Origin of the sequence: Yersinia sp. 1252 StPb PI, assembly GCF_048593885.1 — a bacterium.
Lineage (GTDB): Bacteria > Pseudomonadota > Gammaproteobacteria > Enterobacterales > Enterobacteriaceae > Yersinia > Yersinia enterocolitica_E.
Genome location: NZ_JAZGQE010000112.1, coordinates 1 through 16020 on the forward strand (window position 1 = coordinate 1; position 16020 = coordinate 16020).

Here is a 16020-nt window from a genome sequence, read left to right on the forward strand (position 1 = left end):
CTACATTAATCTATCATTATGCCAACGCTTTTCTCAAATCTAATTTCACAAGTTAATAAATCGTTAACTTACAGTTGATTAGCTACAGATAAAACAAAAACAAACCCATTAAAACAAAGAGTTAAATCTATTTATCTGAGACCAAAGCCTAATACCCTCAAGCCGCGCAAAAACCCGTTCTTGCTATATGTTTGTTACCATCGCGATATAAATTGCAAGTTAAATTTTTAGATTAGCCTGGTTTATTAAATGCTACAGCTTACTTAATATTTCAACGCATTATGGATAATAACCCTATGATTAAGGCGTATTACACTTTGTCTGAATAGGGTAGAATGCGGCACAAATATTATCCCCCTGACGGCTGAGTGTATCGATGCCCGCAAGTATTGACTTGCCAGCGCGATAACTGCGTTTAAGAACTCTGTTAAGCATTCGACATATGGTTGTAATTTCATGAAATTCAGGCCAGCAGCATCGACCCAGAACCAAGGGTTGCAAATAGCCAGTTCCCCTTTTACGCACAATCAACGTAGTACCCGTAGCATCATGCTGCTGGTGATTCTGGCCTGCATTCCGGGCATTATTGCTCAGACCTACTTCTTTGGTTATGGCAACCTGATTCAGGTAGCACTGGCAATGGTTACCGCCATGCTAGCCGAAGGGGCCGTTTTGCAGTTACGCAAACAGCCCGTATTGATGCGGTTACAAGATAACTCCGCCCTGCTCACCGGCCTGCTTCTGGGGATAAGCCTGCCCCCATTGGCCCCTTGGTGGATGATTGTGTTGGGTACGCTGTTTGCTATCGTCATTGCTAAACAACTGTATGGTGGCTTGGGACAAAATCCGTTCAACCCGGCCATGGTGGGTTATGTTGTTCTGCTTATTTCATTCCCGGTACAAATGACCAGTTGGTTACCACCGCTGCCATTACAAGCTACACCGGTGGGGTTTTATGACTCTCTTTTAACTATCTTTACCGGATATACCCACAGTGGCGCTGATATTCATCAACTCCAGATGAGTTATGACGGTGTCAGTCAGGCCACACCGCTTGATAGCTTTAAAACCGCCCTACGCTCACAACCCGTGGCAAAAATTCTGCAACAGCCCATTTTTGCCGCAACGCTGGCGGGGGTCGGCTGGCAATGGATCAATCTCGGTTTTCTGGCGGGCGGCTTATTGCTGCTGTGGCGTAAAGCGATTCATTGGCACATTCCGGTCAGTTTCTTGTTGGCGCTGGCTGGCTGTGCCGCAATCAGTTGGATTGTTGCCCCGCAAAGTTTTGCCCCGCCGATGTTGCACCTGTTTTCCGGTGCCACCATGTTGGGGGCGTTCTTTATTGCCACCGATCCGGTCAGTGCCTCCACCACGCCCCGTGGCCGCCTGATTTTCGGTGCATTAATCGGTATTCTGGTGTGGTTAATTCGGGTGTATGGTGGCTATCCTGACGGGGTTGCCTTTGCCGTACTGCTGGCCAATATTACTGTTCCACTGATTGACCACTATACCCAGCCTCGGGTTTATGGTCACAACCGTGCCGGTAAATAAGGAGCCGTTATGCTAAAAACCATGAAGCGTCACGGCATTACTTTGGCGCTGTTTGCCGCCGGTGCTACCGGATTGACGGCGGTGGTTAACTCACTGACAGAGTCAACCATCGCCCATCAGGCCGCTTTGCAACAAAAAGCGTTGCTGGATCAGGTTGTTCCGGCTGAAAATTATGACAACGATATGCAAGCTGAATGTTACGTTGTCACTGATGCCGCGTTGGGTAACCTGTCACCTCATCGCTTGTATCTGGCCCGGTTGGCGAATAAACCCGTGGCTGCCGCGATTGAAACCACCGCTCCCGATGGTTATTCCGGTGCTATCCAACTGTTAGTCGGTGCAGATTTCCACGGTAATGTGCTGGGCAGTCGGGTGATAGAACATCACGAAACCCCCGGTCTCGGTGATAAAATTGATATTAGAATCTCTGACTGGATTAGCTATTTCAGTGGCCAACATGTAGCAAGTGAACAAGACAAACGCTGGGCCGTAAAAAAAGATGGCGGTACCTTTGATCAATTTACCGGCGCCACCATTACCCCAAGAGCGGTGGTGCGGGCGGTGAAAAGCACCACGCTGTATTTGGAAACCTTGCCAGCAAGGCTTGATAGCCTGCCAGTCTGTGGAGAACGGCAATGAGTGAAGCAAAAAATCTGTTAGCGCAGGGGTTATGGAAGAATAACTCAGCGCTAGTGCAGCTACTGGGGCTATGTCCGTTGTTGGCGGTCTCCTCTACCGCCACCAATGCCCTCGGTTTGGGATTAGCTACCACGCTGGTATTGGTATGTACCAATACCGCGGTATCGGCTTTGCGCCGCTGGGTGCCAAATGAAATTCGTATTCCAATCTATGTGATGATCATTGCTTCCGTGGTCAGTACCGTGCAAATGCTGATTAACGCTTATGCCTTTGGGTTATATCAATCCCTCGGGATATTTATTCCATTGATTGTGACTAACTGCATTGTGATTGGCCGGGCGGAAGCTTACGCGGCCAAGAACCCGGTGGGGTTATCGGCACTCGATGGCCTGGCTATGGGGCTAGGGGCAACCAGCGCGTTATTTGTTCTGGGATCACTGCGTGAAATCCTGGGTAACGGTACGTTGTTTGATGGCGCAGATATGCTGTTAGGCAACTGGGCAAAAGTGCTGCGTATCGAAATTCTGCATCTGGATAGCCCTTTCCTGCTGGCAATGCTGCCACCAGGTGCCTTTATTGGTTTGGGATTACTGCTGGCCGGTAAATATGTCATTGACGAAAAAATAAAAGCGCGCAAAGCACAAGTAGTAGCAACTGCGCCGCAACTTCAGGATGGAGATGCCGGGAAAGCCTTATGAATAAAGAAAAACGTGTCGCGATTCTGACCCGTCTGCGGGACAACAATCCACATCCAACCACTGAACTGGTCTACACCTCACCTTTTGAACTGCTTATTTCGGTGTTGCTCTCGGCACAAGCCACCGATGTCAGCGTCAATAAAGCCACTGCCAAACTTTATCCGGTGGCTAATACCCCGCAAGCCCTGCTTGACCTGGGTGTGGATGGCCTGAAGGCATACATCAAGACCATCGGCCTGTTTAATACCAAAGCTGAAAATGTGATTAAAACCTGCCGTATTTTGCTGGAAAAACATAATGGCGAGGTGCCTGAAGACAGAGCAGCACTCGAAGCGCTGCCCGGTGTGGGGCGTAAAACGGCCAATGTGGTGTTGAACACCGCCTTTGGTTGGCCCACCATCGCGGTAGATACCCATATATTCCGTGTCTGTAATCGCACTGGCTTTGCTCCCGGTAGCAATGTAGATCAGGTTGAAGCCAAGCTACTCAAGGTGGTTCCGGCTGAATTTAAGCTTGATTGCCACCACTGGTTGATCCTGCATGGTCGCTATACCTGTATTGCCCGTAAACCGCGCTGTGGTTCGTGCATTATTGAAGACTTGTGTGAGTTTAAAGAGAAGGTCTACCCCGAGCATTAATCCACTGACCACGCTCAGTAAATACCTGTGGCGGTGAGCACCGGCCGACGATAAGAATGCTGGTACATCGCGCGGCCACTCTATGCAGTGAGCGCGATACACTTCTGGCGCGTCTCACCGCATGTTATCAACCACGATAAATCCCCTCTATGCCGCGATTGCGGTATTCGATTAGACGTCATACCGCCGCGCCACTAAACTTGTGACAAAACAGACTCAAACAGTTAATGATTTTGTTACCTGCTTGAAACAAAAAAGACACCTGCGGCGTATCATTATGAAATTTAAATCAGCAATAAAACCCTATACCGGCGCGGCTGGCGGCTGGGGTTCTCTCGAAGCAACCACCCGCTTTGTCCTGGACAGCAAGCAAGCGTTGAAAAATATTCGCAATTTGTTGCGGGTCAATCAGGTAAAAGGTTTTGACTGCCCCGGTTGTGCCTGGGGCGACGATAATCACAGCACCTTCAGTTTTTGCGAAAATGGCGCTAAAGCGGTCAGTTGGGAAGCGACCCGCAAAGCGGTGGAACCCCAATTCTTTGCCGAACACAGTCTGACCACATTGCGCCAGCAGAGTGACTACTTCCTTGAGTACCAGGGGCGGCTCACCCATCCGATGCGTTATAACCCACAAACTGACCGCTACCAACCCATCAGTTGGGAAGATGCTTTGGCGTTGATCGCTCAGCATATTAATGGATTGGATAACCCCGATCAGTTGGAGCTATATACCTCCGGGCGTGCCAGCAATGAAGCCTCTTACCTTTATCAATTATTTGGCCGCATGTTGGGGACCAATAACTTCCCGGACTGCTCAAACATGTGCCATGAAGCCAGTGGTACCGGATTAAAGCAGAGTATCGGCGTTGGTAAAGGTACCATTCAGATGCAGGACTTCGAACTGGCCGATGCTATTTTTGTTTTTGGACAAAACCCGGGGACTAACCACCCCCGCATGCTACACAGCCTCCGTCATGCCAAAGATCGCGGTGCACGTATTGTTAGCTTCAATACCTTGCGTGAACGCGGTTTGGAGCGTTTCGCCGATCCGCAAAATCCTCTTGAAATGCTGACACCAAAATCCTCCCCTATTAGTTCTGCTTATTTTCAACCTAATTTAGGTGGTGATATGGCGGCGGTGCGCGGCATGGTAAAAGCCTTATTGGAAACCCATCGCCATCAATTGGCGCAAGGGGAATCAGGTTTGTTTGATCAAGCCTTTATTGCGGTACATACACAAGGTATAGCCGCGTATCTGGCGGCCGTTGATAACACCTGTTGGGCGCAGATCACCCAACAGTCGGGCCTGAGTGAAGAGCAAATTCGCTATGCCGCTGATATTTATCAACATGCCGAGCGCGTTATCATCACCTGGGCGATGGGGATCACTCAGCATAAACATTCAGTGATAACGGTGCGGGAACTGGCTAATCTCCAACTGTTGTTTGGTCAGTTAGGCAAGCCCGGCGCGGGGTTATGTCCGGTACGTGGTCACAGTAACGTGCAAGGTAATCGCACGATGGGCATTGATGAAAAACCCGCAAAAGCCATGCTGGATCGTTTGGCCGACCATTTTGGTTTCACCCCACCACAAAGTGCGGGTCATAACACCGTGGAAGCTCTCGAAGCGATGTTGCGCGGTGAAGTAAAAGTGCTGATTGCCCTTGGCGGGAATTTGGCGGCGGCGGCACCGGATACTGAGCGCACCGCACAAGCATTACGCAGTTGCGAGTTGACCGTTCATATCAGTACCAAGCTAAATCGTAGTCACCTGATTACCGGCACTGATGCCTTGATTTTGCCGACACTGGGCCGCACCGAGCGCGATATGCAAGCCAGTGGTTCACAATTCATTACGGTAGAAGATTCTTTCAGTATGGTGCACGCATCTGAAGGGGTCGGGAAGCCGCTGGCGGATACCCAGCACGCCGAAACCGCCATTGTTTGTGGCATCGCCAATGCGGTTTTCGCTAACAAAAAGGTTAATGGTGCAAAGTTGGACTGGCTGGCATTAGCCGCTGACTACAATCTGATCCGTGACCATATTGCCGCCACCGTACCGGGCTTTGATAATTTCAACACGCGTTGTGATCAACCCGGTGGTTTCTATCTGGGTAGCGCCGCCGCTGAAATGCGTTTTGCTACCCCAAGTGGTAAAGCTGAATTTTGCGCCGCACCCCTACCAGAGAGTCTATTCCCGCCGATTGCAGGGGGGGCGGCCCCGTTTGTGTTACAAACATTGCGCTCTCATGATCAATATAACACCACCATTTATGGTCTCGACGATCGCTACCGGGGTGTCTATGGTCAGCGAGAAGTTTTGTTCATTAATCCACAAGATTTGGCCGCGTTGGCTTTAGAAGATGGCGTGCTAGTGGAAATAGAAACCTTATGGAATGATGGGATTACTCGTAAAGTCAGTGGATTCAAGTTAGTGAGCTATGATATCCCGCGCGGTAATCTCGCCGCATACTATCCTGAAACCAACCCACTGGTGCCCTTATCCAGCTTTGGTGATCAAACCCACACCCCAACGTCAAAATCAGTGCCAGTGACCATTCGACGCTGGCAACCACCATTGTCACAGCGCATTGCCTGAGTTTGTTAGCTAAAGCCGGCCCTCTGGCTGTTGCCAGGGCTGGCAATCATGGGCAGCGGATATGCCCATACCTTTAACAAGGAATTCCCCTCCAACGTGATATGCCGCTTGCCCGATGGGGCTGATTCGCGTAAAACTGTCAGCCGGATTAAACCCACTCACTACACCATTCACTGGACGATATGTTTCAAGATAACCCGCTGCTGGCGCAGCTAAAACAGCAACTTCACACTCAGACCCCGCGCGTTGAAGGCGTGGTTAAAGGTACTGAGAAAGGCTTTGGCTTTCTTGAGGTAGATGGGCAGAAAAGTTATTTTATTCCGCCGCCACAGATGAAGAAAGTCATGCACGGCGATCGGATTATTGCCACCTTGCACACGGATAAAGATCGTGAAATTGCTGAGCCAGAAACATTGGTCGAGCCATTTTTATCCCGCTTTGTCGGTCGCGTCCAACGAAAAGATGATCGTCTGTCTATCGTGCCTGACCACCCGCTGCTGCGTGATGCCATCCAATGTCGTCCAGCCCGTGAGTTAACCCACGACTTCCAGAACGGTGATTGGGCGGTGGCTGAAATGCGCCGTCACCCATTAAAAGGCGATCGTGCTTTTAATGCTGATTTGACGGCATTTATTACTAATGGTGAAGATCATTTCGTGCCTTGGTGGGTAACATTAGCTCGCCATAATCTGGAGCGTGAAGCCCCGGTTATGGTTGAATCTGCCTTGCATGATAGCACCTTAGTACGCGAAGACCTGACGGCGCTCCATTTTGTTACTATCGACAGCAACAGCACCGAAGATATGGATGATGCGCTGTATGTGGAAGACAACGGTGACGGTTCCCTGTTGTTGACCATTGCCATTGCTGATCCAACCGCCTATGTCGATGAAAACAGTGAGTTGGATTTAATCGCCCGTAAACGTGCATTTACTAACTATCTGCCTGGCTTCAACATTCCGATGCTGCCACGCCACTTGTCTGACAACCTCTGCTCATTGCGGCCAAATGAGCGCCGCCCGGTATTGGTGTGCCGTGTGACTATCGCCGCTGATGGCGCGCTGAGTGATGATATTCGTTTCTCTGCCGCCTGGGTCGAGTCCAAAGCCAAACTGGTTTATGACGAGGTTTCTGACTGGCTGGACGGCAACACCGGTTGGCAGCCACCGGATGCGGATATTGCCGAGCAAATTCTATTGCTGAAACGGGTGTGCGAGGCGCGTAGCAACTGGCGTCAAGAACATGCCCTGGTGTTTAAAGACCGTCCAGATTACCGCTTCCTATTGGGTGAAAAAGGCGAGGTGCTGGATATCATTGTTGAGCACCGCCGTATTGCTAACCGTATTGTTGAAGAGTGCATGATTGCCGCCAACGTCTGTGCTGCTATTGCTTTGCGCGATAATTTGGGCTTTGGCATTTATAACGTACATACCGGTTTTGATCCGGCATTGGTTGAACAGGCAGCGACCGTGTTGCAGGCCAATGGTGTCGCGGCTGACCCACAGGCTCTACTGACCCTACCAGGCTTCTGTGAGTTGCGCCGTCATCTTGATGCGTTGCCAACCCAGTTCCTCGACAGCCGTATCCGCCGCTTCCAGACCTTTGCTGAAATCAGTACCGTTCCTGGCCCACACTTTGGTTTGGGGTTAGAGGCCTATGCCACCTGGACGTCACCTATTCGTAAATACGGTGATATGGTCAATCATCGCCTGCTCAAAGCCATTATTACCGGCCAGCAAGCGGAGAAACCACAAGACGAGATAACGATTCAATTGGCTGAGCGCCGTCGTCTGAATCGCATGGCCGAACGCGATGTCGGTGACTGGTTGTATGCCCGTTATCTACAGCCTCAAGCTGGTACTGATACCCGTTTCGCTGCGGAAATTATTGATGTTACCCGTGGTGGTCTGCGTGTTCGTTTGCTGGATAATGGCGCCGTGGCCTTTATCCCTGCACCGTTTATTCATGCAGTACGTGATGAGATGGTATGCAGTCAGGAAACAGGTACCGTGCAAATTAAAGGTGAAACGGTTTATAGCCAAAGCGATAAAATCGAAGTGCGCATTGCCGAGGTTCGCATGGAAACTCGCAATGTGGTGGCCCGCCCGGTGGTTTGATATTTAGAAAAAACACATTAAGCCGTGGTGATACTCCACATCCCACGGCTTTTTCAATTGCCCCCCTTCAATCCCACTTGATGTTCCCCTCCAATTTAGCGCTGTCAGCGTCACAAAATGTAAGCAAATACTACTGAACGTTACGTTAAAATAATTTATTGATCACACTTTTCACTTTCGCACCTTTTCTTTCACATTAAAGCTCCTATGTTAACTAACGGTTTGTCTCTTTTTTCCAAAACCGGTGCTGATAACTGTTAAATTTTCCTCATAACAAGGAGTCGTTACCCATGAAGAACGTCAAGACTGTCGTCATATGGCTGACCGTGGCGTTAATTGGTGCATTTGCCTTTGCTATGCTGGCACTCAGCCGCGGTGAGCATGTCAATGCCATCTGGTTGGTGATCGCCTCAGTGGCGTGTTACAGCATCGCTTACCGCTTTTACAGCCTATTTATTGCCAAGAATGTGTTTGAGTTGGATGACCGTCGCCTGACACCTGCTGAGCGGCGCAATGACGGCCTGGATTATGTCCCGACCAATAAATGGGTACTATTCGGTCACCACTTTGCGGCGATTGCCGGTGCCGGGCCATTGGTTGGGCCAATTCTGGCCGCACAGATGGGCTTCTTGCCGGGGACTATCTGGATTTTGGTCGGGGTAATGATGGCCGGTGCGGTACAGGACTTCTTGATCCTGTTTATCTCTACCCGTCGCGATGGTCGCTCTCTGGGGGAGATGGCAAAACAAGAGTTGGGCGCTTTTGCCGGGGTTATCACTATGCTGGGCGCGCTGGGGGTGATGATTATCATCTTGTCCGCGCTAGCATTAGTGGTGGTTAAAGCCTTGGCTGACAGCCCATGGGGCCTGTTCACCATTGCAGCGACTATCCCGATAGCACTGTTTATGGGCGTTTATATGCGCTTTATCCGCCCGGGGAAAATCGCGGAAGTCTCCTTAATTGGTTTCGTACTGATGATGTCCGCAATTATTTACGGCGGCAATATCGCGGCTCACCCTTATTGGGGACCATTCTTTACTTTACACGGCACCACCCTGACCTGGGTGCTGGTTATCTATGGTTTTATCGCCTCAGTGCTGCCGGTGTGGTTGTTGTTGGCACCACGGGACTATCTGTCGACCTTCCTGAAGATCGGCGTCATTATTGGTTTGGCCGTCGGTATTGTCTTTGCCATGCCTGAAATGAAAATGCCTGCCGTCACACGTTTTATTGATGGCAGCGGCCCGGTATTCTCCGGTAGCCTGTTCCCGTTCCTGTTTATTACCATCGCTTGCGGGGCTATTTCGGGCTTCCACGCCTTGGTTGCCAGTGGCACTACACCAAAACTGATTGAGCGTGAAAGTCACACCCGCTTTATCGGCTATGGCGCGATGCTGATGGAATCCTTTGTCGCCATCATGGCGCTAATTTGTGCCTCGGTTATCGATCCCGGTGTCTATTTCGCCATGAACTCTCCGGCAGCGTTGATTGGCACCACAGTAGAAAGCGCCTCTTTGGCCATTAGCAGTTGGGGATTTGTAGTCACACCTGAAACCCTGGCCATGATTGCCAAAGATGTTGGCGAGAACTCCATTTTATCCCGTGCGGGTGGTGCCCCCACTTTCGCCGTTGGGATGGCGCATATTATCAGTGAGATATTTAACAGCCGCAATATGATGGCCTTCTGGTATCACTTTGCCATTCTATTTGAAGCCATGTTTATTCTGACCGCCGTGGATGCTGGTACCCGTGCCTGTCGCTTTATGGTGCAGGATTTGGTGGGTGTCGTAGTGCCGAGCCTGGCAAATAACCGCTCATGGTTGGGTAACTTGTCCGGCACCACAGTGGCGGTCGCCTGCTGGGGCTTCTTTGTTTATCAAGGTGTGGTTGACCCATTAGGGGGGATCAATACCTTGTGGCCACTGTTCGGTATCGGTAACCAGATGCTGGCATCGATGGCGCTGATTTTAGGGACTGTCGTCCTGTTTAAAATGAAGAAGCAACGCTATGCTTGGGTAACCATCCTGCCAACAATTTGGCTGTTTATTACCTCAATGACCGCAGGCTGGCAGAAGATTTTCCATGAAAAACCGAGTATTGGTTTCCTGGCTCAAGCGAAGAAATTCTCTGCCGGTGTTGAGCAAGGCGTTCTGATTGCTCCCGCCAAGAGCATTAAAGACATGGAAACTATTGTGTTCAATAACCAGATCAATGCCGCCTTATGTGCCTTCTTTATGCTGGTGGCAGTGACCATGCTGATTTCATCTTTCTTTGTGGTCCGTCGTGCGCTGAAATCCAGCAAACCGACCACCCATGAGACTGAAATTGTCTTCCGTGAGGAGGTTGCTCGTGGCTAATGCAGGCATACCGTTTCGTACCCGAACAGGGTTAGTAACCACGCCGCGCCAGATTACGCGTTGTATACCGTTGGTTTCTGTGGCGGTCCGCCCGACTCATCTGCGGGCTTGGTTGCGCCTTATCGCACACCGCGTGGCACAAAGCTTTCGACTGATGGTGGGAGTACAGGATTACGGCAATTATGTTAATCATATGCGCCGACATCATCCTGACACCACACCGATGACCGAACGGGAATTCCACCGTTACTGTCTGGATGCCCGCTTCCCCAGTGAGGCCGGTAAACTGGGGAAATGCCCTTGTTAAGCTAGCAAGCTGAATCAAAAAGTGACATTGTCACGCCCTGTTGATGTTTCACAGGGCGTTTTTATTTTCCGTTTGAACAGCAGGCACCACCAACTAGCTCAAGATTGGCGAGCCAAATGCGCCCTGCCAATCTTGTTCAAATTGTTCTACTGCCGCTTTTACCGCAGGCGCGCTGATAAGTTGTTCTGCCACATCCACCGGAATGGTGACTGACTGACAGCCCGCCAACAGGCAATCTACTACCTGACGTGGCGTACGGAAACTGGCCGCCAATACTTTCGCGCCCGGTGCATGTAAGGTTAACAACTGCTGTAACTCACGGACCATCGCAATGCCATCGCCGCCTTGTGCATCCAGTCGGTTAACATAGGGTGCGACATATTCAGCCCCCGCCAATGCAGACAGCAGCCCTTGCCCGGCACCATATACGGCGGTACCTAATGTCGGAATCGACATCCCTTTTAATTGTTTGATAGCCGCCAATCCTTCAGCGGTGGCGGGGATCTTGATAACCAAACCGGGGACGCGCTTTGATAGCATGATTGCCTCTGACACCATCAGTTCACTGTCACTGGCCAGCACTTGTGCGAAAAGTTTACCGGTACCGCCCAGAGCATCGCGCAGCGCAGGTAACACCTCCCAGATAGGCTTGCCCGCTTTTGCCAAAATAGTCGGGTTGGTAGTGACACCTTGTAATGGCAGTACGCGCGCCAGGCGTTTTACTGCAGCTACATCTGCGGTATCAAGATAAAGCTCCATAAGAACCTCCGGTTTGGATTATGTAAGCAGCCAGACTGGTTAAACAAATAAGCCAGTTAAGCAAATGGATTTACCAACAATCATCAGCCGCAATCATAGACCAATCATGAATCGATAACGTGATCTTTATCAAAATACCTTCATTCGAAAGTAAATTAAACTTCAATCAAAAGTAATGTGTTTTACATACTGCAAAAAATGCGATGATAGCGTTGTAAGACAGAGTTGTGGCTTGCCTCACTTTTCCCTTAGTAACACAGGGTGTTATCCACACTATTTAAGGTATTATTTATCATTATGCTGTTGTTGTGAACCGGCGAACTTTTACCACCCACGTTGGCAGGTTCAATTTTCAGCACACTTTATTATCGGGAATGCCATGAACCCAAGACAGCAAATAATTTTACAGTTGGTAAACGACCGGCAACGTGTCAGTGTCAGTGAATTGGCGCAGGAAACGCAGGTCTCTGAGGTGACAATCCGTCAGGATCTCAATCAGCTAGAGACGAGAGGTTTGCTCAAACGAGTGCATGGTTCAGCCGTCGCTCTTGAGAGTGACGATGTCGATGTTCGCATGATGACTCACTTTGCCATGAAGCAAAAATTGGCCAATCATGCCGCTTCACTGGTCAATGAAGGTGAGACGGTATTTATCGAAAGCGGCAGTAGCAACGCCCTGTTGGCGCATCATTTGGCCCAACGCCCTGGTATCACCTTGGTGACGGTGAGTGGTTATATCGCCAGACAATTGAAAGAGTCTTCCTGTGAAGTGATTCTTCTGGGCGGAATTTATCAGAAAAAAAGTGACAGTATGGTTGGCCCATTGACGCAACTTTGTTTGCGCCATGTGCATTTCAGCAAGGCGTTTATCGGTATCGACGGTTATCAGGCCGATACCGGTTTTACCGGGCGCGATATGTTACGCGCCGATGTGATTAATAGTGTGTTAGCCAAAGGCGCTGAAAATATCATTCTGGCCGATGCATCAAAATTTGGTCAGGTGCATCAGAACTCACTGATGCCATTATCGTCCATCAACCGGGTCATTACCGATAACCGCCTGCCCGCAGGTTATCAGCAGCAATTAATGGCACAAGGCATTCAAGTTGATATCCTCAGCGAATAAGAGCAATAACATTCATAACGGAGTAACAGCAATAATGGCGGACATCACCTTCACGCGTGAACAGACTCAGCGGATGGCACGTAAAATTCAGGATTATCTGGAGCAGAATCTCAGTATTGAGCTGGAAGATTTTGATGCGGAATTTTTACTGGAATTCATCAGTCGTGAGCTGGGCGCGCATTATTACAATCAAGGTATCAATGATGCCATTGCACAGGTCGAAGCAAAAATGCTCGATATCACTGACTCCGTGCTATGGCTGGAGAAACCCGTGCAAGACTGAACACGGGCCATATTGTCGGCTTCTCAACAGGAGGTCCCAACAGCGATTATTGCCCGTAATAGGCATTTTTACCGTGTTTGCGTAAATAGTGTTTATCCAATAATTGCGGTTGCATAGCATCGAGTTGCGGGTTCAATTGGCGTGAGAAAATCCCCATATAAGCCAACTCCTCTAACACAACCGCGTTGTGTACGGCATTATCCGCACTGGTCCCCCAGGCAAACGGCCCGTGTGAATTGACTAAAACGGCAGGCACATCTTCGGGTTTAATGCCCCGTTGATGGAATGTCTCAACGATGACATTGCCGGTTTCCCATTCATAGCGGCCAGCAATCTCTTCTTGCGTCATCAACCGGGTACAGGGAATGGTGCCGTAGAAGTAATCTGCGTGAGTGGTACCCCACGCAGGCAAATCTAGCCCAGCCTGGGCCCAAATGGTTGCATGGCGTGAATGGGTATGAACGATGCCGCTAATTTGCGGGAAATTAAGATAAAGCACCCGGTGAGTATCAGTATCCGATGAGGGCTTCTTACTGCCCTCCACCACTTTGCCGGTTTCCAACTCTACCACCACCATATCGTCCAGTGTCATCACGTCATATTCCACACCGGAAGGCTTAATCACCAGTAAACCATGTTGTCTATCGACAGCACTGACATTGCCCCAAGTGAATGTGACCAAATTGTGGCGAGGTAACGCCAGATTGGCGGCCAGTACCTGTTGCTTCAGTTCGTTGAGCATCGTCGTATCCTGAATGACTGAATTTCTCTCATTTTCAGCGCCACAGGTAAGAACCGGTATGGGATAAATGGCTATAAACTGCGTGCAGATCGGCTGGAAAGTACAGTCTGCGAGGTACACATAGCAGAACGTCATATTTTATTTAGCACTGACAATGGGTTAATCGTGCCTTTAGTCTCAGACAATCCCTCATTCCCCGTCTTATCAGATCAAATTAGGACTATTTACCTATTAAATGATTCGCGGATATTTATACTGGTTTCTATTGGTGACAAAACGAGTTTTTAGCATTAATTCTGAATTTAAATCTAAACGACGATTTTTATTCTAAACACTAACAAAATGAGACTTCGGCTAAAATTGCTACAACGCCTATACTTAGTTAGGTAAGTTCAATTTTGCACGGATACATCAGGATAGATAGATTCAAACTATATGACCTGATCTATCCGTACTTAGCCAACGTCAGGAGAATTATGATGATGATAATCAATAAACGATTTGCCACTGCCGCCTTGGCGCTAACGCTGGCCTTGTCCCTGTCTGCTTGTTCTAATATGTCCAAACGTGACCGCAATACCGCAATCGGTGCCGGTGCTGGTGCTGTAGGTGGTGCGGTGTTGACCGGCAGTACGCTGGGGACATTAGGTGGCGCGGCGGTTGGTGGGGTTATCGGGCACCAAGTCAGCAAATAATGTTATCGGTATAACTTGACGTTGCAGGGTGTTAGCTACGCTCACTGACCCGAATCACTTACCTGTGTAAGTTCATCGGGATTCGTTTGCTGGCGGACTACCTGCAACGTCAATTAATTAGGGGAAAACTGATAAATGAAACTATAAATTATTCTCAGCCACCCGCCAGTTTGACTTTCATCCCTTTGGCTTCGAGCAGTTGCTTAAGAAGATCGCGTTTATCTCCTTGAATTTCAATAATGCCGTCTTTAATCGAGCCACCGCAACCGCACTTCTTCTTCAATTCTGCTGCCAGTTTATCCAGCACCTCATCACTGCCATCAACACCGGTAATCAGGCACACGCCCTTTCCTTTACGACCACTGGTTTGGCGCTGAATACGAACAATACCATCCCCTTTTGGCCGCGCAGGTTTTAGCTCAGGCTCACTGATACGCCCCGAGTCAGTTGAATACACCAAACGGCTATTATCATTCGTCATTATGCCACCTTGCTCAATGATGCCAGAATCTCACTCAGTGTTTTTTCTGGGTCAGGAGATTGGGTGATCGGACGCCCGATAACCATATAATCCACCCCAGCAGAGACGGCTTGCTCAGGAGTCATGATACGGCGCTGATCACCGGCCTCACTGCCCTGCGGGCGAATACCTGGGGTAACCAGTTTAAAATCAGCACCACAAACCTGCTTGAGGCGCACAGCTTCATGGGCAGAACACACCACCCCATCTAAACCGCAATCCCATGTCAGTTTCGCTAACCGTTCGGCATGTTCTGCCGGGCTAATGTTAATACCAATATCACGTAAATCTTCGCCATCCATGCTGGTAAGTACCGTAACAGCAATCAATAGGGGTGCCTGGTGCTCATAAGGCAATAAGGCTTCTTTGGCGGCAGTCATCATGCGTGCACCACCACTAGCGTGGACATTGACCATCCACACCCCAAGCTCAGCTGCCGCGCTCACCGCCTTAGCGGTGGTGTTGGGAATGTCGTGAAATTTCAGATCAAGGAAAACCTCAAAACCACGCGCATGCAGATCACGGACCAACTGAGGGCCATATAAGGTAAACATCTCCTTGCCCACTTTTAACCGGCAATCTTGCGGATTAACCCGATCAGCAAAGGCTAACGCAGCGTTTTTATTGGCATAATCCAGCGCGACAATGATCGGAGAAGATATCGGGCCACTGTTATTAGTTTTAGTTGCAGACGTCATTTTTAAGCCCTTTTCAGTCAATAAGTAATGATAACGCACATATTCTACAGGCTGCTCTACTGAAATTACAGCTATCGGGCGACACCAATGCTTGCTGTTTATGGGTCGTGATTGCCGCAAAGGGTCAATTTACGTCAAGCAGTGAGATTGTGCTTACCTGCCATTAAGTAAATCAGCTTCAAGAAACGTAAATTCTCAATCAAATATTTTGATTTAGATGCTCAGTTGTTTGTGATTCTCATTCAATATTAATGCTGTATCATTCACTCCATCGCCAGACAGTAATTGTCT

15 protein-coding genes are annotated in these 16020 nt (G+C 49.4%); 11 read left to right on the top strand and 4 right to left on the bottom strand.

Annotated elements, in window-relative coordinates; translation table 11 throughout:
• The first annotated feature begins 456 nt into the window (after nt 1–456).
• The 8 genes from rsxD (at nt 457) to V2A85_RS15635 (ending at nt 10906) form a co-directional block, all read left to right on the top strand.
• Nucleotides 457–1551: an electron transport complex subunit RsxD gene (rsxD, locus tag V2A85_RS15600; RefSeq protein ID WP_372558993.1), complete on the top strand. Its 1095-nt coding sequence runs from the start codon at nt 457–459 to the stop codon at nt 1549–1551.
• Between the two features lie 9 nt (nt 1552–1560).
• Nucleotides 1561–2190: an electron transport complex subunit RsxG gene (rsxG, locus tag V2A85_RS15605; RefSeq protein WP_372558992.1), complete on the top strand. Its 630-nt coding sequence runs from the start codon at nt 1561–1563 to the stop codon at nt 2188–2190.
• Nucleotides 2187–2888, top strand: coding sequence for an electron transport complex subunit E (locus V2A85_RS15610; RefSeq protein WP_083158885.1), 702 nt, complete (start codon nt 2187–2189; stop codon nt 2886–2888). Before rsxG ends, V2A85_RS15610 begins: the two co-directional genes overlap by 4 nt.
• Entirely contained in the window at nt 2885–3526 is a 642-nt protein-coding gene (gene nth / locus V2A85_RS15615; RefSeq protein ID WP_372558991.1) for an endonuclease III, read from the top strand. Before V2A85_RS15610 ends, nth begins: the two co-directional genes overlap by 4 nt.
• A 277-nt stretch (nt 3527–3803) precedes the next feature.
• Nucleotides 3804–6125, top strand: coding sequence for an FdhF/YdeP family oxidoreductase (locus tag V2A85_RS15620; protein ID WP_372558990.1), 2322 nt, complete (start codon nt 3804–3806; stop codon nt 6123–6125).
• Between the two features lie 182 nt (nt 6126–6307).
• A complete protein-coding gene (locus V2A85_RS15625) occupies nt 6308–8242 on the top strand; it encodes an exoribonuclease II (RefSeq protein WP_372558989.1) in 1935 nt (644 codons plus the stop codon).
• 290 nt (nt 8243–8532) lie between these two features.
• Entirely contained in the window at nt 8533–10599 is a 2067-nt protein-coding gene (locus V2A85_RS15630) for a carbon starvation CstA family protein (protein WP_083158889.1), read from the top strand.
• Complete coding sequence (locus tag V2A85_RS15635; RefSeq protein ID WP_372558987.1) at nt 10592–10906, top strand: CstA-like transporter-associated (seleno)protein; 315 nt, start codon at nt 10592–10594, stop codon at nt 10904–10906. Before V2A85_RS15630 ends, V2A85_RS15635 begins: the two co-directional genes overlap by 8 nt.
• A 93-nt stretch (nt 10907–10999) precedes the next feature.
• Here the strand turns inward: V2A85_RS15635 and fsa are convergent, their stop codons facing one another.
• Nucleotides 11000–11665, bottom strand: coding sequence for a fructose-6-phosphate aldolase (gene fsa / locus V2A85_RS15640; protein ID WP_083158891.1), 666 nt, complete (start codon nt 11663–11665; stop codon nt 11000–11002).
• 379 nt (nt 11666–12044) lie between these two features.
• Here fsa and V2A85_RS15645 point away from each other — a divergent pair, with 379 nt between their 5' ends.
• Together V2A85_RS15645 and V2A85_RS15650 are read left to right on the top strand one after the other, a co-directional pair.
• Nucleotides 12045–12791: a DNA-binding transcriptional regulator YciT gene (locus V2A85_RS15645; protein WP_372558986.1), complete on the top strand. Its 747-nt coding sequence runs from the start codon at nt 12045–12047 to the stop codon at nt 12789–12791.
• A 34-nt stretch (nt 12792–12825) separates the two neighbouring features.
• Nucleotides 12826–13074 (top strand): DUF2164 domain-containing protein, encoded by a 249-nt coding sequence (locus tag V2A85_RS15650; RefSeq protein ID WP_005191610.1) that lies wholly within the window; start codon nt 12826–12828, stop codon nt 13072–13074.
• 46 nt (nt 13075–13120) lie between these two features.
• Here the strand turns inward: V2A85_RS15650 and araD are convergent, their stop codons facing one another.
• A complete protein-coding gene (gene araD, locus V2A85_RS15655) occupies nt 13121–13816 on the bottom strand; it encodes an L-ribulose-5-phosphate 4-epimerase (protein ID WP_372558985.1) in 696 nt (231 codons plus the stop codon).
• Between the two features lie 479 nt (nt 13817–14295).
• On the opposite strand from araD, the gene osmB reads away from it, so the two are divergent.
• Nucleotides 14296–14511, top strand: a complete 216-nt coding sequence (osmB, locus tag V2A85_RS15660) for an osmotically-inducible lipoprotein OsmB (RefSeq protein ID WP_083158894.1) — start codon at nt 14296–14298, stop codon at nt 14509–14511.
• 154 nt (nt 14512–14665) lie between these two features.
• On the opposite strand, the gene yciH is transcribed toward osmB, so the two are convergent.
• Both yciH and pyrF read right to left on the bottom strand, forming a co-directional pair.
• Nucleotides 14666–14992: a stress response translation initiation inhibitor YciH gene (yciH, locus tag V2A85_RS15665; RefSeq protein ID WP_372558984.1), complete on the bottom strand. Its 327-nt coding sequence runs from the start codon at nt 14990–14992 to the stop codon at nt 14666–14668.
• Nucleotides 14992–15729, bottom strand: a complete 738-nt coding sequence (pyrF, locus tag V2A85_RS15670) for an orotidine-5'-phosphate decarboxylase (RefSeq protein WP_372558983.1) — start codon at nt 15727–15729, stop codon at nt 14992–14994. The genes yciH and pyrF overlap by 1 nt, the downstream gene beginning before the upstream one ends.
• Between the last annotated feature and the right edge of the window lie 291 nt (nt 15730–16020).

Bases quoted from the DNA above. Each gene is read 5' to 3' on its own strand.
- araD (WP_372558985.1), bottom strand. From the start codon at position 13,816: ATGCTCAACGAACTGAAGCAACAGGTACTGGCCGCCAATCTGGCGTTA.
- V2A85_RS15650 (WP_005191610.1), top strand. From the start codon at position 12,826: ATGGCGGACATCACCTTCACGCGTGAACAGACTCAGCGGATGGCACGT.
- V2A85_RS15610 (WP_083158885.1), top strand. From the start codon at position 2,187: ATGAGTGAAGCAAAAAATCTGTTAGCGCAGGGGTTATGGAAGAATAAC.
- fsa (WP_083158891.1), bottom strand. From the start codon at position 11,665: ATGGAGCTTTATCTTGATACCGCAGATGTAGCTGCAGTAAAACGCCTG.
- nth (WP_372558991.1), top strand. From the start codon at position 2,885: ATGAATAAAGAAAAACGTGTCGCGATTCTGACCCGTCTGCGGGACAAC.
- rsxG (WP_372558992.1), top strand. From the start codon at position 1,561: ATGCTAAAAACCATGAAGCGTCACGGCATTACTTTGGCGCTGTTTGCC.
- V2A85_RS15630 (WP_083158889.1), top strand. From the start codon at position 8,533: ATGAAGAACGTCAAGACTGTCGTCATATGGCTGACCGTGGCGTTAATT.
- pyrF (WP_372558983.1), bottom strand. From the start codon at position 15,729: ATGACGTCTGCAACTAAAACTAATAACAGTGGCCCGATATCTTCTCCG.
- osmB (WP_083158894.1), top strand. From the start codon at position 14,296: ATGATGATAATCAATAAACGATTTGCCACTGCCGCCTTGGCGCTAACG.
- yciH (WP_372558984.1), bottom strand. From the start codon at position 14,992: ATGACGAATGATAATAGCCGTTTGGTGTATTCAACTGACTCGGGGCGT.
- rsxD (WP_372558993.1), top strand. From the start codon at position 457: ATGAAATTCAGGCCAGCAGCATCGACCCAGAACCAAGGGTTGCAAATA.
- V2A85_RS15645 (WP_372558986.1), top strand. From the start codon at position 12,045: ATGAACCCAAGACAGCAAATAATTTTACAGTTGGTAAACGACCGGCAA.
- V2A85_RS15625 (WP_372558989.1), top strand. From the start codon at position 6,308: ATGTTTCAAGATAACCCGCTGCTGGCGCAGCTAAAACAGCAACTTCAC.
- V2A85_RS15620 (WP_372558990.1), top strand. From the start codon at position 3,804: ATGAAATTTAAATCAGCAATAAAACCCTATACCGGCGCGGCTGGCGGC.